This is a genomic window from Alistipes sp. ZOR0009, assembly GCF_000798815.1.
Classification (GTDB): domain Bacteria; phylum Bacteroidota; class Bacteroidia; order Bacteroidales; family ZOR0009; genus Acetobacteroides.
Genome location: NZ_JTLD01000033.1, coordinates 109,892 through 135,693 on the forward strand (window position 1 = coordinate 109,892; position 25,802 = coordinate 135,693).

The window sequence follows — 25,802 nt, forward strand, 5'->3', positions numbered from 1 at the left end:
CGGTTGAAATGGGGAGGCGTATTGGTGCCTCCCTTTATTCTAAAGATTACAAATAGATCGAATGTCAGCGATAATTTGACCTGCAAAAGCTTCTGCTTCTGCAGATGTAGGTGCTTCGGAGTAAATTCTTATAATAGGTTCGGTGTTTGATTTTCGTAAATGCACCCATTTGTTTTCAATATCGATACGAACACCGTCAATATCGTTGATCTGGTTGTCTGCATATTTTGCTTTAACCTTTTCCAATACCTGATCTACATTAATTGCGGGTGTGAGTTCTATCTTATTTTTAGAAATGAAGTAGTTCGGATATGAATTACGCATTTCTAGGCATGTTTTTTTGCTATGGGCTAGGTGGGTTAGAAAGATGGCAACACCGACTAACGCATCGCGACCGTAGTGGATTTCAGGGTAAATAACGCCCCCGTTACCTTCTCCTCCAATTACAGCACCAACCTCTTTCATCTTTGCAACAACGTTAACTTCACCTACGGCAGATGCATAATATTCAACACCATGTTTAATTGCAATATCCTTCAGGGCACGAGACGATGATAGGTTTGAAACAACGTTGCCTTTTGATTGCGAGAGCAGGTAGTCTGCAACAGCAACAAGCGTGTATTCCTCTCCGAACATTGAACCATCTTCGCAAACAAAAGCAAGACGGTCTACGTCGGGGTCTACAACAATCCCTAGATGCGCCTTTTCTTGAACAACAAGATTTGCAATATCTACCAGATGTTCAGGTAGAGGTTCGGGATTATGAGGGAAAAGACCATTTGGTTCGCAGTAGAGCTTTACAACTTCAACGCCCATTTGTTCTAGTAAGTCTGGGATTACAACGCCTCCAACAGAGTTGACTGCATCTACAACCACCTTGAGTTTTGCATCTTTTACGGCTTTTACATCAACGCTTTTCAGCGATAATACCATATCGATATGCTTTTGGTTGTATGATGCTTCTCCGACAACCTTGCCTAAGTCGTCAACATTTACAAAAGAATATGCATCTGTTTCTGCAATGGTAAGAATACGCTTCCCGTCTGCATCAGAGAGAAATTCGCCCTTGCTATTTAATAATTTTAGTGCATTCCATTGTTTAGGATTATGGCTTGCTGTAAGGATAATGCCTCCATCAGCATTTTCCATGGTTACAGCAACTTCTACAGTTGGAGTTGTTGCGAGCCCCGCATCAATAACATTAACGCCATATCCCATAAGGGTGCCGACTACTAATTTTTGTACCATTTCTCCCGAGATACGGGCATCTCGTCCAACAACTACCTTGTGCTTTAAGCTGCTGTTTGTTTCTTTTAACCACTGGGCGTAGGCTGCGGTGAATTTTACGATATCTATAGGGCTTAAGCCTTCACCTGCAGACCCTCCAATGGTTCCTCTTATTCCTGAAATAGACTTGATTAATGCCATTTTATTCCTTCTTTTTTTATGAGATAGCGGTTAAGGTGTTTCAAGTCGTAAATATAACAAACTCGGCACGAAGCACTAAAGAACATTCGCACCTTAACGTTTCTTAATATTAAAGATTTTGGCATTAAATATGTGCTTTCCCATTTAAAAAATCATATTTTTGTTTCAATGAATTCGCAGAGAATGCGAGTACGCAAAAACTAATAATTCGCTACCAACATGGAAAACGATTTTTTCAACGAAAATCCCGAACAGTCTACGCGAAGAAGCTTCGACAACGAATCGGGTGAGTCTTCAGGACGACCAGAAAGACCCAAAAGAACCATATCCGACCCCAATAGAGGGGAGTTTATAAGGGGCGGTGATTTTAGCGGCAACAGCGAGAGGAGTAACAACCGCGACGATCGAGGTGGTTATAATCGCGAGCGCAACTTTAACAGAGATGATCGTGGTGGCTTTAACCGCGAGCGTAGCTTTAACCGTGACGATAGAGGCGGAGACCGAGGTGGTTTTAACCGCGAGCGCAGCTTCAACCGCGACGATCGAGGTGGAGACAGAGGTGGCTTCAACCGCGAGCGTAACTTTAACCGTGACGACAGAGGCGGAGATCGTGGTGGCTTTAACCGTGAGCGCAGCTTCAATCGAGACGAAAGAGGTGGAGATAGAGGAGGTTTTAACCGTGATGATAGAGGCAGCGACCGTGGCGGTTTTAACCGTGAGCGCAGTTTTAATCGTGACGATAGAGGTGGAGATCGTGGCGGTTTCAACCGTGAGCGCAGCTTTAATCGTGACGATAGAGGCGGAGACCGAGGTGGTTTTAACCGTGAACGCAGCTTCAACCGTGACGATAGAGGAGGCGATCGTGGAGGTTTCAATCGCGAGCGCAGCTTCAATCGTGATGATAGAGGTGGAGATAGAGGAAATTTTTACTCTCCTTTCGATAAGAGAAAGAGTTTTGGGAGTCGTGATGATCGTAATGATGGAAGCAGAACACTTCGTCCTCGAAAAAATAGAGGAGATGAAATGCGACCTAAAGTTGGTGCGGGCTTAGGTCCAAAACCTCAATATGTGGAGGAACCTTTCGATCCAGAACAAGAAATTCGCTTAAATAAATATGTAGCAAACTCTGGCGTTTGCTCACGTCGTGAAGCTGACAACCATATCCTCGCGGGAGAAATTACCGTGAATGGAGAGATCATAACCACTCTTGGTACTAAAATTAAGATGGGGGATGAGGTTCGCTTTAACGGAGAAGTAATTAAAGGGGAGAAGAAGGTTTACCTGTTGCTGAACAAGCCTAAGGGCTATGTTACCTCTGTAGATGATCCTCATGCCGAAAAAACGGTAATGGAGCTTATCAAGGGGGCTTGTAGCGAGCGCGTATATCCAGTAGGACGTTTAGACAAGTCGACTACAGGAGTTCTTTTACTTACTAATGATGGTGAGTTGACTAAAATGTTAACCCATCCAACCTATAGCAAAAAGAAAATTTACCATGTTTTCCTAGATAAGAGGATTACAGAAGATGATATGGAAAGAATTGCGACGGGTATCGACCTAGATGATGGTGTATCTTATGCAGATGCAATAAGCTATGTTGACGGTAGCGATAAATCTCAAGTCGGTGTTGAAATCCATTCCGGTAAAAATAGAATCATTCGACGCATGTTTGATGCGATTGGCTATAAGGTGATTAAACTTGATAGAGTTTATTTTGCTGGGTTAACCAAAAAGAGTGTTCCTCGTGGTAAGTGGCGTTTCCTAACCCAACGTGAGGTTGGTATGCTTAAGATGGGATCTTACGAATAGTAGGAGATACGATAAAAACTAAAAAGAGAGGATGGTTCCCACCATTCTCTCTTCTTTTTGGGTTATGCCAGAAAGTTTGCAGCCCGTTTGAAGACATGATTGAAGCCTCCATCAACTGCTGCACTCAGTGCTGGTTTCCCATTAATTGGAAACGGTTGTTCGTGCGAGTAGGGATATGCAAAATCCACCATCTCAATATTTTTACTACTAATGCTTCTAAAAAAGGATGAGATACCAGTTGGTGGTATTACAGAATCTTTTAACGGAGCAATCGCATATATTTGATCTTTAAGCATTGCTAGCATATCGTTTCTAAAATCTTTGAGACGATCAATGTTCAGCATTGACCTGAAGGCCATGGCTAGCGAGTTTTCTTGCAGGAATTTCCCTAAAATGGTGTCTCTCTGCGCCTCCTTTTCGAAATCATCGTTGTAGTATCTGAATATTTTTGTGAATGCTTGTTCATCCATTATCAATTTAGATACGCCGTTCATCGAGTTAAAAAAGGCACCTCCTCCAAACATGAAAAGGCGAGAGTTGGATATTACTCCACTAGGATTGGCAATGAATAAAATCTGAGATAAAAATGCACCTATCGAATAGGCAAAAAAGTCGATTAGAGGAGTTTCTCTTACAAAAGGTATTTTACCTTGATTGAGTAATCGAATTAGCATCGTTAAGTCATCGGCACTTTGGTATCCTGAACTAAAAAATCTTAAGGGTTCATACTTTAACCTTTCACTTAGTGCCACATTAGCAAATGATGAATTCTTTAAGCCTTCGCATTGGCTTTTGCTATCTCTTAAGAGTGGCAGCATTTCTCGTGGATCACCCCACTGTTTGGGAGCTCTATTCATGTGGTATGATATTGGGAAGAGGATTACAGCACTTTGGGTAGATTGCGCCAATTCTGCTGCCCAAGTCATATATTTTTGCCAGCTGCGTTCATTAAGTCCATGAAGTAGTACAATTACCCGATTGTATTTTTTTTCTCCATATGGGAGAAAAATTGGATAGGTAAAGTTGCTGTTTATTTCCTCCTTGTCTGCTAATGCTGCTTCTTCATTTGAAGATGTTGGAATAATTGATGGGTGATAAGGAGGCTTAAAGTCCATCACTTTGTTTGATTGAAAATTTAGGGTGCGAATTTTCAAAAAAGACTCCTCTAAGTCGATATGTCTATCAACAAACAGATCGTATTTTTTGAATTTTTCGAAAGCACCTGTGTATCCCATGATTCTGCCTTGTAGTTTGTTGCTTGCAAATAAACATTGAAATGAGATGCTTGCCAATTTTAAGGGTTATTCTAAGGCTTAGTGGGGTTAAAAGTCTGCTTTAGGGGTGAAAAATGAATATGTGGGGTGAAAAATGGAGGTGAAAAAGGAAACCTCTACCGCATTTTGTAAATATTCCATATAAGAATTACATTTGTTAAATCAGAAAAAGAGCGACTAGTATGCTAGACCTTCAGAGCCCGATTCCAAAGTATATCACTAATAAGGGAAATATTGTAAGGCTTATTTTCTTTACAGCCGGATTTGCCCTTGTTTTTATAAATATCTACTCTCCATTTGGTGTCGAGACATGGTATAATGTAACCAGATGGCAGCTGTTTTTTTACTCCAGCCTAATTATTCTAACGGGAGTTATGGTAGTTGTAATTAGCCGGGTGGTTATGTATCAAATAAGTAAGTTTAAAATACTTCTGTTGTGGCAGTATTTAATTTGGATACTAGCAGAAATTCTGTCGATGGCCATTTTCTATACTTTGTACGAAATGCTAATTCTCCATGATAAGAGAGAATTGCTTCATGTACTTAAAATATCAGTACAGAATACTGCCTTGATCATTCTTTTACCTTATTCAGTTCTTTGGCTATATTTTTCGTGGAAAGAGAAAAATGACAAACTGAATGCTCTAACTCAAGGGGAGCCTATTTTTGATCCATCCAAGATGGTTGCCTTTTATGATGAAAAAGGCATCTTGCGTTTATCTCTTAAGATTGATAATCTTATTTTTATTGAGGCTGCAGACAACTATGTGAATATTCATTACTACAACAAGGAGAAAATTTCAAAGTTCATGCTTCGTAATTCGCTAAAAAAACTCGAAGAAACATTTGTTAATAGCGAAATTCTTCGCTGTCATCGTTCGTATATGGTCAATTTCGAAAAGGTTAAGATTATAAGGAAAGATAAGGATGGTTTAAAGTTGGAGTTGGATTTGCCTTCAACGCTAGATATTCCTGTAAGCAAAAGTTACGTGGATAGTGTTATGCAAACTTTTTCAAAATACTGCCAGTAACTTTAATACTTTTGAGCAACTAGCATAAATAGCGGGTAGCTACGATCGTTCTTCTTTATTTTTAAAATAGTGTTCGTGTTGCTTACATTAAGTTGCGCTTTCTGGCATAGGGAGGATAGTTTCTCAACATTAAAACCGTTATGTCCGTCAAAGCAATTTCCGTGAAACGAACCATCTTCCTCTTCTAAATCAACAATAATAAGCTTCCCGTTAGGATTTAACAATTTTGAAAATCTGGAGAGGATGGCAAGTGTGTCTGAAATATGATGTAACGCCATTGACGTGACTATCGCGTCGAATTTCTGATCATAGTTTAAGTCTTTTGACAAGTCTATATTTAACACATTTGCTTCTATTGAGTAGTCTTTTATTTTATCTGATAATACGTTAAGCATTCCTTCTGAGGTGTCCATGAAAGTTAAGTGTTCTACCTTATCGGCAAAATGCAGTCCCACCAACCCTGTTCCTGCTCCATAATCTAAGAGAGTTTTGATTTGGGTAAAGTCGATTTCTAAAGCAATGGCATTGGCAATGCGAGTGGCCATTTTTTGTTTTTCAGGAGAATCCCATCCTTGAGCTTTGCTGTCGAAAGAGTTCATAGGTTTAATTTATTGTGATTTTCGGTGCAAAATAGTCGTTCCTTTCTTAAAAAGGAGGGATTAAAGAACTTATTGATAAAAACCATTGTTAAATAGTGTAAGAGAAAGAAGTAAACGCTTTTTGTTTTATTTAAAATCCCATGTTATGAGAATTTTACCTAAAAAACAGCTGACCAAAGCAATTAGATATTGGTGGGTTCAACTCTTAAATGGACTGCTACTTATTGGTGTTGGTATTGGAATTATTCAAATTCCCGATGAAAGTTTTTTTTCGTTAACAATGCTTATTTCTATCATCTGCCTTATTGTTGGGTTTAGCCAGCTATTCTATACGGTTACGAACAGAAAGGAGCTGCATGGATGGGGATGGTATCTTTCGAGTGCTTTTATTGATATATTTTTCGGTTCGATACTTATTTGGAACCCTTTATTCTCCGTAGAGCAGCTTCCTTTTTTTGTGGGACTTTGGCTTATTCTTAAATCGTCAAATGGGATGAGTCTGGCGATTGATTTAAAGGAATATGGTGTAAAATTGTGGTGGTGGATGCTTTTGATATCATCATTAATAGGGGTTATCGCTTTGCAGGTAATAGTCTATCCTGCCGTTGGGATGTTTGGATTGGCTATTTTGACATCGTGGGCGTATATTTTATTTGGGCTCATACAAATTGGTGGGGCTCTTCACCTTCGTAAGCTGCATGAACTTCCACAAAAACTGGTAAATAAGGTTACTAATGCGTTGTAGGGTATGATGTTAAATACTTTGCTAATCAGCTAAAATAAAAAGTCAGCAAACATTTCTCTTAGATCTGCGTTTATCCGCCAGAAAAAAGACGGAGAAGTATGGGAAAATGTGCCTGCAAATCGAATTCGTCATCTAAAGCTGGAGAAAATTCAGGATGCGGATGTAAATCGAAGAAGAAAGGGAAAAACAATTATTTACTTTTTAGTACGCAGATATCAGCGATGGAAGTTAGCCAGCAAATACCCCTAATTGAGAAAATTAAGATGGAAGAGATTGAACAGCTTCATGCGGTTGTTAGTGTTGATGAGCTACCTAATGCAACTTATATTCTTAGGTTGGAAAAAAAGGGTAGGACATTTAGAAGTGGACAGTATGTAGCCTTAAATGTTCCAGGAGATATTCAGTCGAGGCATTATTCGATTTATAGTGGAGAGCAAAGCAATACTATTGATTTTTTGATAAAAGAGGTAGATAACGGAATGGTTTCAACAGCTTTGCATCGATTAAAACCTGGTGATAAAGTATTGGTCGAAGGTCCTTGGGGACATTTTAGAATTAAGCCAGCTGATGTTGCAGCTAAGAAATTCTTATTTATAGCATCCGGAACTGGAATATCTCCATTTCATAGCTTTATAAAAAGTTATCCAGAATTAGATTACGTATTGCTTCATGGCATTAGGAACGGAGAAGATCAGTACGAAAAAGAGGAATATCCTTCAGATCGGTATGTCAGCTGTACTTCGCGTGATAAGAAAGGTGTTTTTCATGGGCGGGTGACCGACTATCTAAAGGCTAATCCGGTAGAACGAGGTACGCTTTGTTATCTTTGCGGAAATAACCTTATGATTGATGATGTACATGCGATTCTTCGTTCTCAAGGAATTGGGAACAATGATATTTATGCCGAAATATTTTTTTAGTTTTTAGCAAATAAAAATAGGCTAACCATATGGTTAGCCTATTTTTATTTGTAATTGCACTACGAATTCTTATTAATCAATGAAAAATCGGCAAGGGCAATTGCTGTAGCTGCTTCAACAACTACCGGTACACGTAAAGCGATGCACGCGTCATGCCTTCCATTTATAACTAACTCTTCAACACTTCCACTTTCTCTATTGAGCGTTTGTTGAGGAACACCAATACTGGAGGTGGGCTTGATCGCAACTCGAAATACTAATTCATTTCCATTGCTAATGCCTCCATTTATACCTCCTGCATGATTTGAATTTGTTTTGCCATCAGCGGCAATGATGGTGTCGTTGTGCTCACTACCTCGCATGGCGGAGGAGCTAAAGCCAGAACCAAATTCAATTCCTTTAGTGGCAGGAATGGCAAAAACAATATGGGCAATGCAGGACTCTATTGAATCAAAAAATGGTTCACCCCACCCAATGGGTATTCCTGTTGCACGGCATTCTACAATGCCACCTATTGAATCTTTTGTGGCAACGGCTTCGTCTATGGCGCGATCAATATCAGTTCGTCCTTCCACAGAAGTGAGCTGCGCGTTGATTTTTACCTGGTCAATTATCTTTTTGGCAACGGAACCTGCAGCGACGATGCCCAAAGTTAGCCTTCCGGAGAAGTGTCCTCCACCTCGGTAATCCTGATAGCCCTTAAACTTTTCTTGTGCTACAAAATCAGCATGACCAGGCCGAGGTGATGTTACAAGGTTTTGGTAATCTTTTGATATAGTGTTCTTATTTCGGAAAATGATTGTTATGGGAGCCCCTGTTGTATGTCCATTAAAAATGCCAGATATTATTTCGGGAAGGTCTTCTTCGTTGCGAGGGGTTGTTCCTTTTGCGCCGCTTTTTCGACGGGCAAGATCGGGAATTAAATCACTTTCGGAAAGCAATAAACCAGCAGGACATCCGTCAATGTTAATTCCGACCGATGCTCCATGGGATTCCCCAAATATGGTAACTCTAAATAGACGGCCAAACGAGTTCATTCTGTTTAGATTTTATGATTTTCAGATTGAATATTTTCCAAATGCATCCAAAATTCGGGATACGATTTTGTGACGCATTCTGGGTTGTTAATTTGAATGGGGCTTGCAGCAATGAGAGCAAGTGTTGCTGCTGCCATTGCCATTCTATGGTCGTTGTGTGAATCCATTTCACAACCTTTTGGCTTTCCTCCAGTTATGTACATTTCGTTACCCTCTATTTCAACTCTAATGCCTGCTTTTTTAAACTCTTTTTGGATTGCGTAGGCTCGGTTACTCTCCTTGTGTTTTAGCCTACTAACTCCTTTTATTAAGGAGGTTCCTTTACAGGCGGCGGCAAGTACTGCTAGAGGAGGGAAGAGGTCTGGACAATTCGTCGCATCAAAGGAAAATGCCTTTAACTGCGATTTTTCAACGGTATAGCAGCCATTTTCTTCGAGTATTTTCCCGTTTGCTTGCTGTATTGCTGAGACGATTTCTTTATCTGCCTGCTGTGATTTTGAGGAAATATTTTCAACCCTTAAGTTGCCAGAAATGACTCCTGCTACAAGAAAGAATGCAGCACCGCTCCAATCGCCTTCTGATTTTATTTCTGTTGCCTTGTAAGATTGGTTCGAGGCAATAAAAAATTCTTCATAGCCATTATGGTTTACATTGATTCCGAACTGCTTCATTATCTCAATCGTCATATTGATATATGGGACGCTTTTAAGATTTTTGACTTTAATATTTACCTCTTTCAGAGCAAGCGGAGCAGCCATCAGTAGGCCTGTCAGTATTTGTGAACTTAAGGAGCCATCTATAGTTGCGTTACCTCCAACCATAGGCCCTTGCACGGTTACCGGAAGGAATCCGTTGGATGTACTACAGCTAGCCCCAAGCTGATTGATTGCGTCCTCCAATCCGGTCATTGGGCGGGTAATAAGCGAACCATGTCCGGAGAGGGTTTGTCGTACGTTTAGCGTTGCTGCTATTGGGGTAAACATCCTTATGCCCAAACCAGCCTCTCCGCACGAAAGTTCATTATTGCTGGGTCTGAAATTTCCTGAAATTGTCCATCGATTTAATTCCTCTGTAACAGTGGCTCCCATTTGTTTGGCGATGTTGAGTGCTGCCAAGCAGTCGTCACAGGTACTCGGATTATGAATCACGGATGTGCCATTTGATAGCATTGCCGCTGCTATTGCCCGTTGTACTATGCTTTTAGAAGCAGGAATGCGAACAATTCCGTTAACGTTCAAGGGCTTTATTTCTTTCATAAGCATAAATTTCTTCAACTTCTTTAATGCCCAAATTTGGGGTGTAAATAACCAAATCAGGTTTATTTGCTCGAATGTAATTGGAGGCCTCGTTTTGGGGGATGAGTATTAGCTCGCTGTTTATTTCTATTTTATCAGGTTCGTTACACACCCCTACCACATTGATTTTTGCTGTAGTGCAAGATTCTAATGCTTTCTCCATTTTTTGAATATTTGGGAAAGCATCGAATATGTGCTCGTATGATTTTATAGCTTGGTGTAGTAGCCATTTTTTTGCATCAATAGTTGGATTACCGCCTGCTATAGCCATTTGAGTAATTGACGAACCGTGGTAGTTGGCATCGAATACCCAAATGTTTTTAGGAATACATTGCAAATTATCCAATTTTGAATCTGGTAGAATCGCAGAGACAAAAAGCTCGGCGTGATTTAAAAGCGTCGGGAGATTCTCGATTGTTTGATATTGGCATCCTAGCTTATTGGCAATTGTTTTTGCTTTCGATGCGGTTCTGTTTACCAAGGTCACATCAGCACCTTCTTTTAAAAGGCCATAGGCAACAGCTTTTCCTGCTCCACCAAGGCCTAGAAGTACGACTTTTAAACCTTTAATCGAAAGTCCCGAAAGTTTTATTGCTTCAGTTGCACCGTACCAATCCGTATTATAGGCAATTAACTTACCCTCTTTGTTACAAATCGTATTTGCACCACCAATAAACTGAACTTCTTCCGAGAGTTGATCTAAGAGCGGTATTATCTCCTCCTTGAAAGGAGCAGTAACATTTGCTCCTTTTAGATTTAGGGTTTTAATGGCATCAACCAAGTCGGACGAGGAGTTTACCCTAATTCTAGTGTACAAACCCTCACCTCCCAATAATGAATTAAACATCAGGGGGCTTTTGCTGTGTAATATTGGACATCCAAAAACGGCAAGTAGGTTATGCATCACCCTCGATTATTTTGTAGATGGTACTCATTTCCACGTCGGTCATTTGTCCTGGTGCTGTTTTTGAGGTGTTTGGTGCAGCAAAGGTAAATGGGGCACCGAGCAGGGGCGAGGCTATTCTGGTTATCTTTCCTTCATCTCCCATTCCTAAAGCAACTAGAGATTGATAATGCTCATATAGACTTAGAATTCTGGCTGCATCTGCTTTGTTTTGTACCGTTGTTGCTATTTTTACGATATCAGCACCTTCCTTAATAATCAAATTTATGATTGCATGTAGCTCGTTAGTGCTTGGTGTACATTCGTAGTTGTGGTACGAGATAATAACCCTACAACCATGTTGACAAGCAAGTCCCATCATTTCTATTTTTAGAGATATAGGCGATTCGACTTCTAAATCAACGAAAGCTGCTCCATTTTTAATGGCCATTTGTAGCAATCTTTTTTGCTCATCAGATCCCATTGCTTGTGGGCGGCAGGTGGCAATAAGGTTTGGATGCGAACGAAAGATTTCGGCAACCTCATTATCGCTTAACTTCATTAAATCAAGACGGATTTCTGCCATTTCACAAGCAGAAAGTTTGCTCATAAGAGGTTGGAAATCGATATTCCCAAAGCTGGTGCAGATCATAGGGATGCCTCCATTTCGTTAAAGTGATCGTGAAGCTGCTTGGTGCTTAATAGTTCAACTTTGGCAGACCCAATTCCTTCCATCAGAATAAAGTGGATGGATGACATTTCTTTCTTTTTATCTTTTAGCATGTAGCTATATGCCTTCTGTTTATCTAACGAAACGGAAGTTGGTAGCCCGAGCTTATTAAGCAAGTTAAGGAGGCGCTGGACTTCATTTTCATTCATTAGGCCGTACCGATTCGAAAGTTTTGCAGCGAATGCGAGTCCAATACTTACCGATTCTCCATGAGGTAGTTGGGTTGTTTTTTCAACAGCATGTCCCCATGTATGTCCAAGATTTAACTTCCGACGCTCGCCTGTTTCTCTTTCATCCATAGAAACGATTCTTGCCTTAATATTCACAGAATTTTCTACCACCCTACTTACAGTATTGGCGTCGCGTGCAAGTAGCTTTTCAGAGTTTTCTTCGATGAAAGAGAACATTTCGGCATCAGCAATGAGGGTGTGCTTTACAGCCTCGGCGAGGCCACTTCTGTAGTCGCGCTCATCGAGGGTTGTTAGCATATTGGGATCACAAATAACGAACTTAGGCTGATTAAAAGTTCCTATGATATTTTTAAAGCCATCCAGATTTACCCCATTTTTGCCGCCCACGCTAGCATCAATCTGAGAAAGAAGGGTGGAGGATACAAAGCCAAACTTAATTCCTCTCATGAAAGTTGAGGCAACATACCCAGCAACATCACAAACAAGTCCTCCGCCAACTGCCAAAATGAAAGAGCTGCGATCGGCGTTGTTTTCTAGCAGCCAACGGTAGATGGTTTCAACTGTTTGCAGGGTTTTGTGCTCTTCTCCCTGCCCAATGGTAAAAGAGGGATACGCTGCAAAGTGTTGGCCATAAAGATGCTCTACCTTTTTGTCGGTGAGAACGTAAACGCCAGTCGAAGGCAAATATTTACCAATATTGGCGATCGTTTCTCCTATCAAGATGGACGATTCTGCATCTGTCCCTTTTACTTTTACCTCTACCATCATTTTTATTCCTTTTTTTTCGTAATGTTAATTTGATGGTTTATTGACTCCTCATGAATAGACTGAAATATTTCAGATATAAATTTGTCACTCAATCCTTTGTTCGCCCCTTTGTTTATCATCTTAATGATAATGTCGCTCCATCGGGTAGATTGCAATATACTGATATTGTTTTCCTTTTTGTACATCCCAATCTTTTCTGCAATTTTCATTCTATTTTCTAGGATGCTTAAAAGTTGATCGTCAAAAGAGTCTATTTGCAGGCGAAGCTCCTCCAGGGTACGGTTAAATTGAGGGTTGTCGGTGGTTTCTGCCTTCATTTTTAGATTGCCGAGAATTTCGCCAAGGCGGAGTGGAGTTACCTGTTGCTTTGCGTCGCTCCATGCTGCGTCTGGATTGCAGTGCGATTCGATCATTAATCCATCTAGGCTGAAATCCATTGCACGTTGCGCAATCTCCTCGATCATAGTTCTATTTCCACAAATATGGCTAGGATCTCCGATTATAGGGAGGTTTGGATGTAGGCGCTTTAGCTCGATAGGAATTTGCCAGTGAGGCGTATTTCTAAGTTCTGTTTTTCCCCAACTCGAAAAACCGCGATGGATGGCACCTAACTTACGGATCCCTGCAGCGTAAATACGGTTGATCCCTCCATCCCAGAGTTCTAAATCGGGGCTCAATGGATTTTTGACAAGAACAGGAATGTTTACACCCTTAAGAGCATCTGCAATTTCCTGCATGGCAAATGGATTGGCTGTGGTACGTGCCCCAATCCAAATTAAATCAACGCCATACTTAATTGCTTCGTACACATGCTGTACAGATCCAACTTCAGTTGCAACAGGAAGACCGGTTTTCTGTTTAACTTCGCGTAGCCATGAGAGCCCAATGCTTCCCACTCCTTCGAAGTTGTTAGGGAAGGTTCTAGGCTTCCATACGCCTGCACGGAATATATCAACCTTGTTTAAGGCTTTAATCTCCTTTGCTGTTTGCATTACTTGTTCTGCACTTTCTGCGCTGCATGGTCCTCCAATGATTAGCGGGCGTTCAAGTGTAATTCCAGGAAGCCATTCAGACATTGGAATTAAGTCGTTTAGTTCATTTGCTGCCATTGCTCTTTATTTTTTTCTTTCTAATTTTTTCGTTCTAGTACAGTTCTGATTCGGTTGGCATCTTTTATCATTTCCTTAAGGCCTTCTTCGTCGTTGTTGAGAATCTTCTTTTTGAATTGATTTAGAATCTCAATATAGCTATCTAAGGCTTCAAGCAGATGCTTTGAGTTTTCCACCATTATAGGTGCCCACATCTCGGGAGAACTCTTAGCCAGCCGGACGGTAGATGCAAAACCACTGCCAGCCATATCAAAAATTGAACTTTCATCTTTTTCAATGTCTAGCACGGTAAGACCTAACGTGAAGGAAGAAAGGTGCGAAATGTGTGAGACATAGGCTAGGTGCTTGTCATGCTCTTCCGAACCAATTCTTTTTAATTCCATCCCAATTTGAACAAAAAGGTCCTCCACCTTATTTACTGCATCTGGAGCGCTTTGTTCCACATCGCAGATTATGCCCAACTTGCTAAAGAATAGTCCTGAATGGGCTGCTGAAGGGCCGCTATATTCCGTTCCTGCAATAGGATGTGCCGCTACGAATCTATTCCGTCGAGGGTGCCCCTCTAGCTCTTTGCAAATCTGCTGTTTGGTAGAACCAACATCAAAGATAACACCCTCTTGAGGTAAATGTTTTAGCGCTTCTTTGATGATTGCTGGCATTGAGCCTACAGGAACAGCGACAACCACAATGTCCGATGCAGAGACAGCTTGTTCCAGCGGTAGGCACTGATCTACCAGCCCAAGATCAAGCGCTTCACGCTGGTGAAATGGGTTGTTGTCAACTCCAACAACTCGATGCCCCAGCATTTTTAAATCTAGAGCCATGGAGCCTCCTATTAGCCCAAGGCCGATTATGCTTATATTCATTTTAGTCGAGTTCAAAAGTACTTAAAATGTTGGCAGCCTCTTTCAGTGTTGGTTCATCAGCACAAAGAGAAATGCGTAAAAAGCGATTACCATTGCTGCCAAAAACAGATCCTGGTGTTATGAATACTCCTTTTTGGTACAGAATTTTATCTGCCATAATTTCTGCGTTTTCGATGTTGTCTGGTATTTTTATCCAGAGAAACATGCCCGAATGTTGTCGGGGAAGCTGGCATTCAATGTTGCTGGCAATTTCTTTTGCAATGGTAAGCCTTTTGGAGTATTCCGTATTTAGGAGGTCAAACCACTCCTGTTTTGCAGTTAGCGCAGCCGAGGCGGCCATCTGAATTGGTTGTGCCATTCCCGAGTCCATATTACTTTTAAAGGTAAGCACTGCGCCAATGTGTTCTGATTTCCCCGCAAGCATACCAATACGCCATCCTGCCATATTATGGGATTTACTCAAGGAGTTTAGCTCTAGCACCACATCCTTAGCCCCGTCAACTGATAGCATGCTTATCGGTTTCGAGTTAAGAATGAAGCTGTACGGGTTGTCGTGGCAGATCAGAATTTTATGCTTTTTCCCGAATTGCACGAGCTTTTCAAAAAGATATTGTGATGCTTGAGCGCCTGTTGGCATATGCGGGTAGTTTACCCACATCAGCTTAACCTTGCTCAGGTCCTGCTTTTCAATCTCTTCGAAATTGGGATGAAAATCATTTTCCTCCAGCAGGTTGTATTCTACGGGTATTCCACCTGCAAGCTTGGTTGCGGCAGAGTAGGTAGGATAACCGGGGTTTGGAATAAGGACCTCATCACCTTCGTCTAAAAAAGCCATCGAGATGTGCATGATGCCCTCTTTAGATCCTGTAAGTGGAAGAATTTCATTTGCAGGGTCTAAATCGACACCATAGTAGCGCTGGTAAAAATCGGCAAATGACTGTCGAAGCGTTGTGGTTCCTATGTAGCTTTGGTACCCATGTACGCCGCTCTTTTGGCTGGTTTCGCAAAGCTTCTCTATCATCTCCGATGCTGGTTGGAGATCAGGATTGCCGATGCCTAGGTTGATGATCTTGACGCCATTTGCTCTCATTTGATCAATTTCCTTAAGCTTCTTTGAAAAGTAGTATTCGCTAACTTTTTCGATTCGACTCGATGGTTTTACGTGCATTTTTTGCTGTTTAATTCGTTAGAATATCTCAGAACCTGCTTGGTATTCGCCTAATATTTTGAAGTAGGTGACGCTTTCGCTTAGCATTTTAACGGTGGCCAAATACTGCATGTAGTTGTTGTAACTCAGGTCGGCATGGAATACGTACTCCCATTTGGAACCCACTTTAGGTAGTGAGTGAAGCATTGTGAGGTTTACTCCGCACTCCGCAATGTCGTTTAGAATCCGAGCTAGTGCGCCAGGTTCGTGCTTGGCAGAGAAGCAAATGCTGGCTTTGTCCGATGTGGTGTTATGTATTCTTCCATTTTTACGGGTAAGAATAAGGAAGCGCGTATAGTTTTCTTTGTTGGACTCTATTTCTGGGGCGATGATTTCTAGCCCGAAAATTTCTGCTGCAAGCGATGAGCCGATAGCCGCTTTACCTTTAAGTCCTTTTTCAGCGATCTTTTTTGCGCTTAAGGCGGTATCTTCCGATTCCACTACGCGCATGTGCGGATGTTGTTCCAAAAAATCAACGCATTGCTGTATTGCCATTGGGTGTGATGCTACTTCTGTAATATCATCTAATGTTTGGCCTGGTTGTGCAATCAAATTTTGAACAATACGGAGGTATACTTCTCCGACAATTTGAAGTTCGGAATTTCGAAGAAGTGCGTAGTTGGGGAGGATTCCTCCTGCTACAGAGTTTTCAATTGCCATAAGTGCAGCATCTGCTTGCTCTGAGGAGGTTGCCTCTACGAGCTCTCTAAACGTAAGGCACTCGACGGTGACAATGTCGTTACCTAGCGCTTGGCGTGCTGCTATTTCGTGAAAAGCGCCTCTAACACCTTGGATTGCTACCATTATTGGCGATTCGTATTCTAATGTCATTGTTCTAGTTCTTTGAATTGCTAAATAAAAAAAGGCCCCAACCTGTGGGACCTTTATGTTTTGTTACTTCCTATTTAATTTCAGTATACACATAAAGATCCCTGCTTTCTCCAGTAATAGAAAAAGTAAAAGAAATACACGGTAAAGAAGGAATTCGGTGCTTGTCCTAATTCTGCTTTTGTGGGCGGTATATTGAGCTTGTTTTTCATTTGCGATTTTGGGTAAAAAAAAGAGCCCCATTTGGGGCTCCGCTATATGTCGTATTCGTTAAGTCTACACAATAGTTAAGCCCCCTCTTTTTTCAAAAAAGAAGTAATAAAAGAAATAAAACCAATTTGCTATTTGCTGACTTGCTTTCATCATTTCAATGCTTAACGATGCAATATTAATCGTTTATTCCTTCCGTGCTCCTGTATTGGTGAAGTAAATAGCTGAATTTAACTTTTGTTAAAAAGTTGATTCGTGGTGCTATTCTCTCAATTACAGGATCTTTCTCTTATTTAAGATATGCTTTCAGGAATTGTCCGGTGTAGCTTTTTTTGTTTTTGGCAACTACTTCGGGAGTGCCAGTAGCAACAACTACGCCTCCTCCGGCTCCCCCTTCAGGCCCCATATCAATAAGGTAGTCGGCAACTTTGATTACGTCAAGATTATGCTCTATAACGATCATTGTATTACCTCTGTCTACCAGCTTTTGTAGTACATCCAGCAGCTGGCGTACATCGTCGAAGTGGAGGCCTGTTGTTGGTTCGTCTAGTATATATAGGGTGTTACCGGTATCCCGTTTGGCGAGTTCGGTAGCGAGTTTTACTCGCTGACTTTCTCCTCCTGAAAGGGTGGTTGATGGCTGCCCTAAGGTTATATAGCCAAGTCCAACATCTTTTAGTGCTTTAATTTTTTGATGTATGGATGGGATATGCTCGAAGAAAACGGCAGCTTGATCGATGGTCATGTTTAGCACATCGCTAATCGTTTTGCCTTTATACTTAACCTCCAACGTTTCGCGGTTGTAACGCTTTCCGTTGCATGTTTTGCAGGTTACGTATACATCGGGGAGAAAGTTCATCTCTATAGTCTGTACTCCAGCCCCCTTACACTTTTCGCAGCGTCCTCCTTTTACGTTGAAGGAGAATCGTCCCGCTTTAAATCCACGAATCTTGGATTCTGGGGTTGATTCAAATAGCTTCCTAATGTCGCCGAACACGTTGGTATAGGTCGCAGGGTTGGATCGTGGGGTTCTACCGAGCGGAGATTGATCTACATCAATAACCTTATCGAGATGTTTAAGCCCTTCCAGATCCTTATATGGCATTGGCTCTTTTGTAGATCGGTAGAAATGCTTGCTGAGTATGGGGTGTAGCGTTCCGTTTATAAGCGTTGATTTTCCGCTTCCTGACACTCCCGTTACGCAGATAAAACTTCCTAGAGGAAGGGATACCGACACATTTTTCAGGTTGTTGCCTGTTGCTCCTTTTATGGTAAGGCATTCGCCGTTGCCTTGGCGTCGTTGCTCGGGGATTGCTATCTTTTTTTCGCTGCGAAGGTATTTTCCCGTTAAGGAGTCGGCGTTTTTAATCGTTTCGAAAGTGCCTGCAGCAACCACATCTCCACCATGAACGCCTGCGCGAGGTCCCATGTCTACAATATAGTCTGCTTCCTTCATCATATCTTCGTCGTGTTCTACTACAATTACGGAGTTTCCCGAATCGCGTAGCTGCTTGAGCGAGGTGATGAGCTTCATGTTGTCGCGCTGATGCAAGCCGATGCTAGGTTCATCTAAAATGTAGAGTACGTTAACCAGCTTAGAGCCAATCTGGGTAGCCAAACGTATGCGCTGACTCTCACCCCCAGAAAGGGTTCCCGAAGAGCGGCTTAACGAGAGATAACCTAAACCAACATCAATTAGGAAGCTTAGGCGCTCGCGAATCTCCTTTAAAATATCCCGAGCTATCGCTTTTTGCTTGCTATTTAGCAGCGGGTCGACATGGAGAAACCATTCAAGAAGGGTTTCGATATCCATGGCCGACAGCTCTGATATGTTTTTTTCTGCCACCTTAAAGTAAAGCGCCTCCTCCTTAAGTCGAGTGCCGTTACATTGGGGGCATACGGTATATCGGGTAAACTGTTCTACCTTTTTCTTGGCCTTTTCGCTATCGTCGTCGTCTTTGCTCAGGTACGCAATTATACCATCGAAGCTAAGAACGTATCCTGTTGTTCCCATTGGCGTTTCCGATAGGCGGAATGTTTCGTCAGAGCCGTATAGAATGATGTTCATGGCATCCTCCGAAATATCTTCGATAGGATCGTTTAGGGTAAAGCCATACTTGCGGCCAATAGCCTCGATCTGCCAAAAGATGAGGGCATTCTTAAAAGCTCCAATTGGCTCAATCCCTCCCTTGCGGATGCTAAGCTTGGGGTTTGGAATAATCTTGTCTACGTCGAGTTCCACCACATGTCCAAGTCCGTTACAGTGCGGGCAAGCTCCCTGTGGGGAGTTGAACGAGAAGGAGTGGGGGGCTGGTTCGTTGTAGGAAATACCGGTAGATGGGCACATCAGATGGCGGCTATAGAAACGGGTTGCATCCGTTTCGTAGTCGAGCACCATGATGGTACCTTTACCTTGGTTCATGGCGGTAACAACCGATTCGCGAAGGCGCTTGCGGTCGTCCTGTTTTACGACCAGCTTATCAACCACCAGCTCTACATGGTGAACCTTATAGCGGTCGAGCTTCATCCCCGCCTTAATTTCGAGGATATTACCATCGACGCGGGCGTATAGAAAGCCCTTTTTACTTAGCTGCTCAAATAGCTCCTTGTAGTGTCCCTTTCTTCCTTTTACCAGAGGGGCAAGCACCGCCGCCTTTTTGCCTTCCATGTTCTCGGTGATGAGATCCACAATTTGGTCGTCGGTGTAACGTACCATTTGCTCTCCCGTATTTTTGGAGTAGGCAATGGAGGCACGCGCAAAAAGAAGACGCATAAAGTCGTACACTTCGGTAATGGTACCGACTGTTGAGCGGGGATTCTTGTTGGTTGTTTTTTGCTCGATGGCAATAACGGGGCTAAGGCCAGTTATCTTATCTACATCAGGGCGCTCCATGTTGCCCATAAATTGGCGGGCGTAGGCCGATAGCGTTTCGAGGTAGCGTCGTTGTCCTTCGGCATATATTGTCTCGAACGCTAAGGATGATTTACCGCTGCCGCTGAGGCCTGTAATTACGGTTAGCGCGTTGCGAGGTATGGTTACGTCGATGTTGCGTAGGTTATGGACGCGCGCACCAAGCACATTTATTTCTCCTTCATCATGAAGGAGTGCGTCGTCAATGGTCTTATCGTTGTGTGTAGGCATTCTCTCTAAAACCTTCCTTTGGAATTTTAATAGTGTACACCTTTCCTGGGTTTTTAGGTAGGGTATTAGTTCTCAACCATGGGTTGTAGAGCTTTAACAGCTTATAGTTGGTTTTGTTTGCGATGGCAAAACTAGCTAAATCTTCGATAGTAGAGTCAACCTGAACCTGGGTGTATTGTAATGGTGGGTACAGGTCTTTTTTCGTCAAATCAAAGCCGTACGACTTAGGATCTGAAAGAATAAGCTTAAAGGCAAGCACCCTAAAAATGTAGCGTCCTGTTTCATCTCCAAGAAGAAGGTCGTAGTATGATGCTTGTTTCTGCCTTTCGATGTGGCGCTTTAGCCCTGTTAGCCCGATGTTGTACGAGGCGGTAGCCAATGTCCAGCTTCCTAGCGATTCTTTAGCACGGCTAAGATATTTGACGGCGGCTTCTGTTGCCTTTTCGACATGGTAGCGCTCGTCGACATTCTCGTTTACCTCTAAGCCGTACTGCTTGGCTGTACCTTCCAGTATTTGCCAAGGTCCTGCCGCTTTAGCTGGCGATACCACGTTTTGCAAGCTGCTTTCGGCAATTGTAATATACTTAATGTCGTCGGGGACGTTGTTTGCTTTGAGTATTGGCTCTATAAGCGGAAAGTATCTTGAGGCTTGCATCAGGTTAAATAGCGTCTGGGAGTGCCAGAACGTGTTCACCATAATTTCGCGCTGTAGGCTTTCGTAGGTATCGAAGTTTACAAGGGGAACAGGCTCGTTGGCGTAGCTCATCTCCTTAGGGATGGGGGGTAATTCTGAGATGGAGGCCGTGCTTTTTTTATCTCCCGTACCGTTATCAGCGCATGCAAATGCGATGCTGACTAAAATGGTAAGTGCGGAGGCTATTGCAATTTGGTATATTCTCATCTTCACTTTCTTATATGAACTGCAAATTTAGGTTTTAGAGGATGAAAACTAAGCAAATTATTTACGACGAAATAGAATCTTAGCTTAAAAAAGCTGCTATATTAGAGGAATGTTGTAGAGCAACAAATGCCCCAAAAACTTGTTATTAAGAGTGGCGTTTGGTGGTATTACGACCGGCAACTTTCGTTTTACGCAAGTAAAATGCCAGATTACCCAACCTCTATAAAATCTGACGTGTATGAAATCACTTGTTATTTATGCTCATCCCAATCCCTTTAGCCTTAACCATTCGATTAAGGTGGAGGTGGTTCGTTTGCTTAAGGCTAAGGGCGACGACGTGAAGGTTTCCGATTTGTACGAAATGGAGTTCAATCCGGTGCTAATGCCCGAAGATTTCAACCTTATTTTTAGCGGCACTGTGGCCGAAGATGTGAAGGTTGAGCAGGATAAAATTCGTTGGGCAGATAGGATTATTGTTATCTCGCCCATTTGGTGGACGGGGTTTCCGGCAATACTAAAGGGGTACTTCGACAGGGTGCTAACCTACGGTTTCGCCTATACGGTTGACGAGAGCGGATTTGGGCAGCCCCTAAAAGGGAAGAAGTCATTGCTGATATCTACCCATGGACAGCCGGAGTCGGTATACCATGATGGCATGTACAGCTCGTTTGTGGATACGCAGGACAAGGGTGTGTTCGGCTTCTGTGGTTTTGAGCTCGAGCAGCATAAGTTTTTTGCAGGCATTATGGGATCAACCGAGGAGCAGCGAAAGGCATTTCTGGCGAGCTTAAAGGATATAGTATAAAAAAGAGAGAGCCCCATTGGGGCTCTCTCTTTTTTATCTTTTCATCAGCAGCTCTCGCAGCTCTCTTTTCGAGCCTACAAAAACGTTGCGATCGACTCTGGTGTTTACCCCAGGTATTTTGTATCGGTCTGTTTGCTGCCAGAAGGTCCAGTCTTCAGGTTCTCCGTAGTAATCGGTAATCCAGAGAACGTAGTCTTTGCTGATTGACCCCTTTAAATATTTTTGGTAGAAATCGTAATCTAGGTAAATGATGGGCTTTACGCCGTAGTGGTTTTCCACATCTTTTAGCCACGACTTCACCTCGCTGATGATCTTCTTGCGCGAAGGCATTCTGCGCTTGAACTCGACATCGAGTACTGGAGGAAGGTCGCCCTTATCAAGCCTTACGGTGTTGATGAAGTTTTTGGCCTGATCCTTACCGGTTGATTTGTAGCTGAAGAAGTGGTAGGCCCCACGAATTATTTGGTGCTTTTTGAGCTCCTCGAAGTGATTCTTGTATAGCGGATCTCGAACGGTAACCCCTTCGGTAGCCTTTACGAACACAAAATCGATGCCCGAATCGGAAACCTTTTCCCAGTTAATGTGGCTTTGGTGGCGCGATACGTCAATTCCCCAAACAGGGTATCTGGTTTTGTCTACGTCAAAGTAAAACTCGTTGCCACCATCGCTTGATTTGCTGCCGCAGCACGGCATTATAATTAATGCTACCAGCGCTGGCAGCAGGGATTTCGAAAACTTCAGCCTCATTTTTTTCAACTAACGTAATAATGGCGGCAAAAGTAATTATTATTGGGCGAGTTACCCAGCATTAAAATCATAGAAAAGCTATTTTAAACTGTTAAATTTGCGTTCAAAATCCCAGAAAAGCTATCTTTGGCGCAAATCTAAGATGTAGAATGAAGATTACAAAGGAGCGTTTGTTAGAGCTGCTCATTTGGCTGAAAGATTTTGTAAAAAAGGTCGTTAGCCTAATTAAAGGACAATTCAAAAAGGCAAAGTCCTACAACTGGTACCAGAAAATCCTATTTTATATAGGTGTCGTTCTGGTTTCCATTTTCCTATTTGCATTTATAATTGACATCAATCTCTTTTGGCTATTCGGTCGTTCGCCCAGAATTTCGGATCTGATGAACCCCAACATGAACGTGGCCTCGGAGCTATACTCCCAAGATGGCCAGCTTATTGGGAAGTACTTTGTCGAAAATAGAACGCCTGTTGGCTATAAGGATTTACCTCCTGCATTGGTTAACGCCCTTGTGGCTACCGAGGATGCTCGCTTTTACGATCATATCGGGGTCGATTTTAGAGGTACCGTCAGCGCCCTATACTCCACCGCACGTGGCGATAGGCGAGGAGGGAGCACCATCACCCAGCAGCTGGTTAAGAACCTATTCAAAACCAGAGACGACTACTCTCGTGGGCTGCTAGGATATGTTCCGGGAGTAAAGGTTGCCCTATATAAGATAAAGGAGTGGATTACCTCGTTGAAGATTGAGCTCTTTTACGATAAGCAGGAGATCCTTACCATGTACTTCAATACGGTAACCTTTGGTAGCAACTCGCACGGGATAAAAACGGCGGCAGCCACCTTCTTCTCCAAGAAGCCGCGCCTGCTGAAGCCCGAAGAGGCGGCCCTTTTGGTGGGCATCCTTAAGGCTCCCACCTACTATAGCCCCGTTCGTAAGCCCGAGCGCGCCTTGGCTCGCCGTAACGTGGTGCTCGAGCAGATGGAAAAGTACGGGTATATTACCAAGGCCGTGTGCGACTCGCTAAAGAAGCTGCCGCTGGTGCTTGCCTATAACCCCTACGAAAACATCGACGGCAACGCCTCGTACATTCGCGATGCGGTGAGCAGCTACCTAAAGGCGTGGCTTAAGGAGAACGAAATAGACCTGTACGAAGACGGGTTGAAAATCTATACAACCATCGATCCTACCCTGCAGCAGTATGCCGAGGAGGCGGTGGCGCAGCAAATGAAGCTGCTGCAGCGTCGTTTTACATGGCACTGGGAGGGACGCAACCCTTGGGCCGACGATAGGGGCGTGGAGATTCCTAACTTTATAGAGGATGCTGCCAAGCAAACCTCGCGCTACTCTGCTCTATCCATTAAGTTTAAAGGAAACAAAGATTCGATATACTACCATCTTAATAAGCCCAATAGAATAAAGGTGTTTACTTGGGATGGCGTTAAGGATACCACCTTTAGCCCAATGGACTCGTTGCGCTACTACAAGAAATTCCTGCATACAGGCTTTATGTCGATGGATCCGAATACGGGTTACATTAAAACGTGGGTGGGCGGTATCAACTATCCATTCTTTAAGTACGACCACGTAAAGCAGTCGAGGCGTCAGCCAGGCTCGCTATTTAAGGCCTACGTGTACACCGCCGCTATGGATGCTGGTATGGGCCCTTGCGACAAGATGGTGGATAGATCCATCACCGTAAACTACGTGGAGAAGGGGCAACCCAAATCGTGGACACCCAAAAATGCCGACGGCCACTTTACGGGTAGCGAGGTGACGCTGAAGTATGCCTTCGCCAAATCGATCAACTCCATAGCCGTACAGCTAACCCAGCAGGTGGGTTGGGATAAGGTGATTGAGTATGCCCACAAAATGGGAATCACCACACCGCTGGCTAGCGTTCCATCCGTATCGTTAGGATCGAGCGATGTTTCGCTATACGAAATGGTAGACTCGTACGCCCCGATGATTAATGGAGGATACGCCGTTAAGCCGATTCTTGTAACAAAAATAGTAGACCGTAAGGGGCATGTCATTTATGAGGCTGCTCCCGAAAAGAAGCGGGTTATCAACGAGTACACCGCATTTTACATGCTCGAGATGCTGAAGGCTGGGCTAACCGAGCCTCGTGCTACCACCCAAGCGCTTTTCGAGTACGACCTATTTAAGTCGAACACCGAATTTGGTGGCAAGACGGGTACCTCGTCCAACCAATCGGACGGATGGTTTATCGGGATATCGCCCAACCTGGTATCTGGCTGCTGGGTAGGTGCCGAGTCGCGTGCGGTTCACTTCCGAACTACCGATACCGGCGAAGGCTGTAAAACGGCTCTCCCTGTTTACGGGCTCTTTATGGAGAAGGTGATGAAGGATGCGCGCTACCCTCAGTATCAAGGCAAGTTCGAGAAACCCAAGGGGAAGATTGCCAAGATGTATACCTGCCATACCCGATATGTTCCGCAGAGGGACTCGCTGGATGGGCTGCTCGATAACGAGCTCCACCTCGACGACAATCAGGATGGCGCAGCCACTCCACCTAACGACGAATTCTTTAACTAGGCATATAGGCCCGCAGCAGTGCGGGCCTTTTTATTTATCGCAAGGGCGGTACACGCCGCATCGGCTCCAAATGTACTTCCCTGTTGCTATAGGAGTGCTGTAGGGGCGCGATGCTCGTATTTCTACTTTATAGGTTGGATGCATTAACGGCCCTGCCTTGCCCCGACACCTATTCTACCATAAAACACCGTTCGGGATACGTTCAGAACCCCTCCGTTTAGGTTGTGTAACCCCAACGTTGTGGTCCACCAACCCCAACGATGTGGTTCCCTAACCCCAACGATGTGGTTCCCTAACCCCAACGATGCGGTTCACCAACCCAAACGTTGTGGTTACCTAACCTAAACGATGTGGTTGTACAACCCCAACGTTGTGGTTCCGTGACGAACCGATGTGGTTCCGATAGCCATCGTTCCGTCAAACTACCCCATCGTTCCGTCAAACAACCACAACCGAGGGGTTAGCTAACCCCATCAATTCGTCAACTTAAGGCAACGTTGCGTCAAAACATGCCTCCGTTTGGGTTACATAACCCCAACGTTGGGGTTACTGTAGCCGAAGGTTTATATAATTTGACGCAACGATGGGGTAAAACACCCCAACGATGTGGTTACCTAACCTAAACGTTGGGGTTCACCAACCTAAACGATGTGGTTGTATAACCCCAACGATCGGATAAGTTGGGGCAAGAGTAGGGTAAATTGGTGGAGCGAACTTCT

General features: G+C 43.2%; 21 protein-coding genes. 6 read left to right on the forward strand and 15 right to left on the reverse strand.

Annotated elements, in window-relative coordinates; genetic code table 11:
• Positions 1-39 precede the first annotated feature (39 nt).
• Positions 40-1,428, reverse strand: coding sequence for a phosphoglucosamine mutase (gene glmM / locus L990_RS10475; RefSeq protein WP_047448618.1), 1,389 nt, complete (start codon positions 1,426-1,428; stop codon positions 40-42).
• Positions 1,429-1,647: 219 nt separating this feature from the next.
• Here glmM and L990_RS10480 point away from each other — a divergent pair, with 219 nt between their 5' ends.
• Positions 1,648-3,237 carry a pseudouridine synthase gene (locus L990_RS10480; RefSeq protein WP_047448621.1) on the forward strand — a complete coding sequence of 530 codons (1,590 nt, stop codon included), beginning with the start codon at positions 1,648-1,650 and terminating at the stop codon, positions 3,235-3,237.
• Positions 3,238-3,299: 62 nt separating this feature from the next.
• Here L990_RS10480 and L990_RS10485 read toward each other — a convergent pair whose 3' ends face one another.
• A complete protein-coding gene (locus L990_RS10485; protein ID WP_047448624.1) occupies positions 3,300-4,472 on the reverse strand; it encodes a DUF6051 family protein in 1,173 nt (390 codons plus the stop codon).
• A 221-nt stretch (positions 4,473-4,693) separates the two neighbouring features.
• Here L990_RS10485 and L990_RS10490 point away from each other — a divergent pair, with 221 nt between their 5' ends.
• Positions 4,694-5,542 (forward strand): LytR/AlgR family response regulator transcription factor, encoded by an 849-nt coding sequence (locus tag L990_RS10490; RefSeq protein WP_047448626.1) that lies wholly within the window; start codon positions 4,694-4,696, stop codon positions 5,540-5,542.
• 2 nt (positions 5,543-5,544) lie between these two features.
• Here the strand turns inward: L990_RS10490 and L990_RS10495 are convergent, their stop codons facing one another.
• On the reverse strand, positions 5,545-6,141 hold the full coding sequence (locus L990_RS10495) for a class I SAM-dependent DNA methyltransferase (protein ID WP_047448634.1): 597 nt from the start codon (positions 6,139-6,141) through the stop codon (positions 5,545-5,547).
• 145 nt (positions 6,142-6,286) lie between these two features.
• Between L990_RS10495 and L990_RS10500 the strand changes: the two genes are divergently transcribed.
• The gene (locus L990_RS10500; RefSeq protein WP_047448637.1) at positions 6,287-6,886 is read left to right on the forward strand and encodes an HdeD family acid-resistance protein; all 600 of its coding nucleotides are present in this window, start codon (positions 6,287-6,289) and stop codon (positions 6,884-6,886) included.
• A 98-nt stretch (positions 6,887-6,984) separates the two neighbouring features.
• Positions 6,985-7,806, forward strand: a complete 822-nt coding sequence (locus tag L990_RS10505; RefSeq protein WP_081981674.1) for an FAD-binding oxidoreductase — start codon at positions 6,985-6,987, stop codon at positions 7,804-7,806.
• Between the two features lie 59 nt (positions 7,807-7,865).
• Here the strand turns inward: L990_RS10505 and L990_RS10510 are convergent, their stop codons facing one another.
• The 11 genes from L990_RS10510 to L990_RS10560 form a co-directional block, all read right to left on the reverse strand.
• On the reverse strand, positions 7,866-8,843 hold the full coding sequence (locus tag L990_RS10510) for a chorismate synthase (RefSeq protein ID WP_047448641.1): 978 nt from the start codon (positions 8,841-8,843) through the stop codon (positions 7,866-7,868).
• A gap of 5 nt (positions 8,844-8,848) precedes the next feature.
• A complete protein-coding gene (aroA, locus tag L990_RS10515) occupies positions 8,849-10,099 on the reverse strand; it encodes a 3-phosphoshikimate 1-carboxyvinyltransferase (RefSeq protein WP_047448646.1) in 1,251 nt (416 codons plus the stop codon).
• Positions 10,071-11,042 (reverse strand): shikimate dehydrogenase family protein, encoded by a 972-nt coding sequence (locus L990_RS19235; RefSeq protein ID WP_081981675.1) that lies wholly within the window; start codon positions 11,040-11,042, stop codon positions 10,071-10,073. The genes aroA and L990_RS19235 overlap by 29 nt, the downstream gene beginning before the upstream one ends.
• Positions 11,035-11,607 carry a type I 3-dehydroquinate dehydratase gene (locus L990_RS10525; RefSeq protein WP_197057273.1) on the reverse strand — a complete coding sequence of 191 codons (573 nt, stop codon included), beginning with the start codon at positions 11,605-11,607 and terminating at the stop codon, positions 11,035-11,037. Before L990_RS10525 ends, L990_RS19235 begins: the two co-directional genes overlap by 8 nt.
• A 62-nt stretch (positions 11,608-11,669) precedes the next feature.
• Positions 11,670-12,710 carry a 3-dehydroquinate synthase gene (aroB, locus tag L990_RS10530; protein ID WP_052180912.1) on the reverse strand — a complete coding sequence of 347 codons (1,041 nt, stop codon included), beginning with the start codon at positions 12,708-12,710 and terminating at the stop codon, positions 11,670-11,672.
• Positions 12,711-12,712: 2 nt separating this feature from the next.
• Positions 12,713-13,819 carry a chorismate mutase gene (locus L990_RS10535; protein WP_081981676.1) on the reverse strand — a complete coding sequence of 369 codons (1,107 nt, stop codon included), beginning with the start codon at positions 13,817-13,819 and terminating at the stop codon, positions 12,713-12,715.
• 20 nt (positions 13,820-13,839) lie between these two features.
• Positions 13,840-14,685 (reverse strand): prephenate dehydrogenase, encoded by an 846-nt coding sequence (locus L990_RS10540; RefSeq protein ID WP_047448655.1) that lies wholly within the window; start codon positions 14,683-14,685, stop codon positions 13,840-13,842.
• Position 14,686: 1 nt separating this feature from the next.
• Positions 14,687-15,853: a pyridoxal phosphate-dependent aminotransferase gene (locus tag L990_RS10545; protein ID WP_047448658.1), complete on the reverse strand. Its 1,167-nt coding sequence runs from the start codon at positions 15,851-15,853 to the stop codon at positions 14,687-14,689.
• Between the two features lie 18 nt (positions 15,854-15,871).
• A complete protein-coding gene (locus L990_RS10550; RefSeq protein ID WP_052180913.1) occupies positions 15,872-16,723 on the reverse strand; it encodes a prephenate dehydratase in 852 nt (283 codons plus the stop codon).
• A 496-nt stretch (positions 16,724-17,219) separates the two neighbouring features.
• Positions 17,220-20,072, reverse strand: coding sequence for an excinuclease ABC subunit UvrA (uvrA, locus tag L990_RS10555; protein WP_052180914.1), 2,853 nt, complete (start codon positions 20,070-20,072; stop codon positions 17,220-17,222).
• Complete coding sequence (locus L990_RS10560) at positions 20,053-20,973, reverse strand: lytic transglycosylase domain-containing protein (protein WP_047448664.1); 921 nt, start codon at positions 20,971-20,973, stop codon at positions 20,053-20,055. Before L990_RS10560 ends, uvrA begins: the two co-directional genes overlap by 20 nt.
• 238 nt (positions 20,974-21,211) lie before the next feature.
• Between L990_RS10560 and L990_RS10565 the strand changes: the two genes are divergently transcribed.
• Complete coding sequence (locus L990_RS10565) at positions 21,212-21,778, forward strand: NAD(P)H-dependent oxidoreductase (RefSeq protein ID WP_047448668.1); 567 nt, start codon at positions 21,212-21,214, stop codon at positions 21,776-21,778.
• 33 nt (positions 21,779-21,811) lie between these two features.
• On the opposite strand, the gene L990_RS10570 is transcribed toward L990_RS10565, so the two are convergent.
• Positions 21,812-22,525, reverse strand: a complete 714-nt coding sequence (locus L990_RS10570; RefSeq protein ID WP_047448669.1) for a glycoside hydrolase family 25 protein — start codon at positions 22,523-22,525, stop codon at positions 21,812-21,814.
• A gap of 149 nt (positions 22,526-22,674) precedes the next feature.
• On the opposite strand from L990_RS10570, the gene L990_RS10575 reads away from it, so the two are divergent.
• Complete coding sequence (locus L990_RS10575) at positions 22,675-25,083, forward strand: penicillin-binding protein 1A (protein WP_052180915.1); 2,409 nt, start codon at positions 22,675-22,677, stop codon at positions 25,081-25,083.
• Positions 25,084-25,802 lie beyond the last annotated feature (719 nt).

Bases quoted from the DNA above. Each gene is read 5' to 3' on its own strand.
- L990_RS10560 (WP_047448664.1), bottom strand. From the start codon at position 20,973: ATGAGAATATACCAAATTGCAATAGCCTCCGCACTTACCATTTTAGTC.
- L990_RS10575 (WP_052180915.1), top strand. From the start codon at position 22,675: ATGAAGATTACAAAGGAGCGTTTGTTAGAGCTGCTCATTTGGCTGAAA.
- L990_RS10500 (WP_047448637.1), top strand. From the start codon at position 6,287: ATGAGAATTTTACCTAAAAAACAGCTGACCAAAGCAATTAGATATTGG.
- L990_RS10505 (WP_081981674.1), top strand. From the start codon at position 6,985: ATGGGAAAATGTGCCTGCAAATCGAATTCGTCATCTAAAGCTGGAGAA.
- aroB (WP_052180912.1), bottom strand. From the start codon at position 12,710: ATGATGGTAGAGGTAAAAGTAAAAGGGACAGATGCAGAATCGTCCATC.
- L990_RS10510 (WP_047448641.1), bottom strand. From the start codon at position 8,843: ATGAACTCGTTTGGCCGTCTATTTAGAGTTACCATATTTGGGGAATCC.
- L990_RS10495 (WP_047448634.1), bottom strand. From the start codon at position 6,141: ATGAACTCTTTCGACAGCAAAGCTCAAGGATGGGATTCTCCTGAAAAA.
- L990_RS10565 (WP_047448668.1), top strand. From the start codon at position 21,212: ATGAAATCACTTGTTATTTATGCTCATCCCAATCCCTTTAGCCTTAAC.
- L990_RS19235 (WP_081981675.1), bottom strand. From the start codon at position 11,042: ATGCATAACCTACTTGCCGTTTTTGGATGTCCAATATTACACAGCAAA.
- L990_RS10535 (WP_081981676.1), bottom strand. From the start codon at position 13,819: ATGGCAGCAAATGAACTAAACGACTTAATTCCAATGTCTGAATGGCTT.
- L990_RS10485 (WP_047448624.1), bottom strand. From the start codon at position 4,472: ATGGGATACACAGGTGCTTTCGAAAAATTCAAAAAATACGATCTGTTT.
- L990_RS10550 (WP_052180913.1), bottom strand. From the start codon at position 16,723: ATGACATTAGAATACGAATCGCCAATAATGGTAGCAATCCAAGGTGTT.
- glmM (WP_047448618.1), bottom strand. From the start codon at position 1,428: ATGGCATTAATCAAGTCTATTTCAGGAATAAGAGGAACCATTGGAGGG.
- L990_RS10545 (WP_047448658.1), bottom strand. From the start codon at position 15,853: ATGCACGTAAAACCATCGAGTCGAATCGAAAAAGTTAGCGAATACTAC.
- L990_RS10570 (WP_047448669.1), bottom strand. From the start codon at position 22,525: ATGAGGCTGAAGTTTTCGAAATCCCTGCTGCCAGCGCTGGTAGCATTA.
- L990_RS10525 (WP_197057273.1), bottom strand. From the start codon at position 11,607: ATGGCAGAAATCCGTCTTGATTTAATGAAGTTAAGCGATAATGAGGTT.
- L990_RS10480 (WP_047448621.1), top strand. From the start codon at position 1,648: ATGGAAAACGATTTTTTCAACGAAAATCCCGAACAGTCTACGCGAAGA.
- L990_RS10490 (WP_047448626.1), top strand. From the start codon at position 4,694: ATGCTAGACCTTCAGAGCCCGATTCCAAAGTATATCACTAATAAGGGA.
- aroA (WP_047448646.1), bottom strand. From the start codon at position 10,099: ATGAAAGAAATAAAGCCCTTGAACGTTAACGGAATTGTTCGCATTCCT.
- uvrA (WP_052180914.1), bottom strand. From the start codon at position 20,072: ATGCCTACACACAACGATAAGACCATTGACGACGCACTCCTTCATGAT.
- L990_RS10540 (WP_047448655.1), bottom strand. From the start codon at position 14,685: ATGAATATAAGCATAATCGGCCTTGGGCTAATAGGAGGCTCCATGGCT.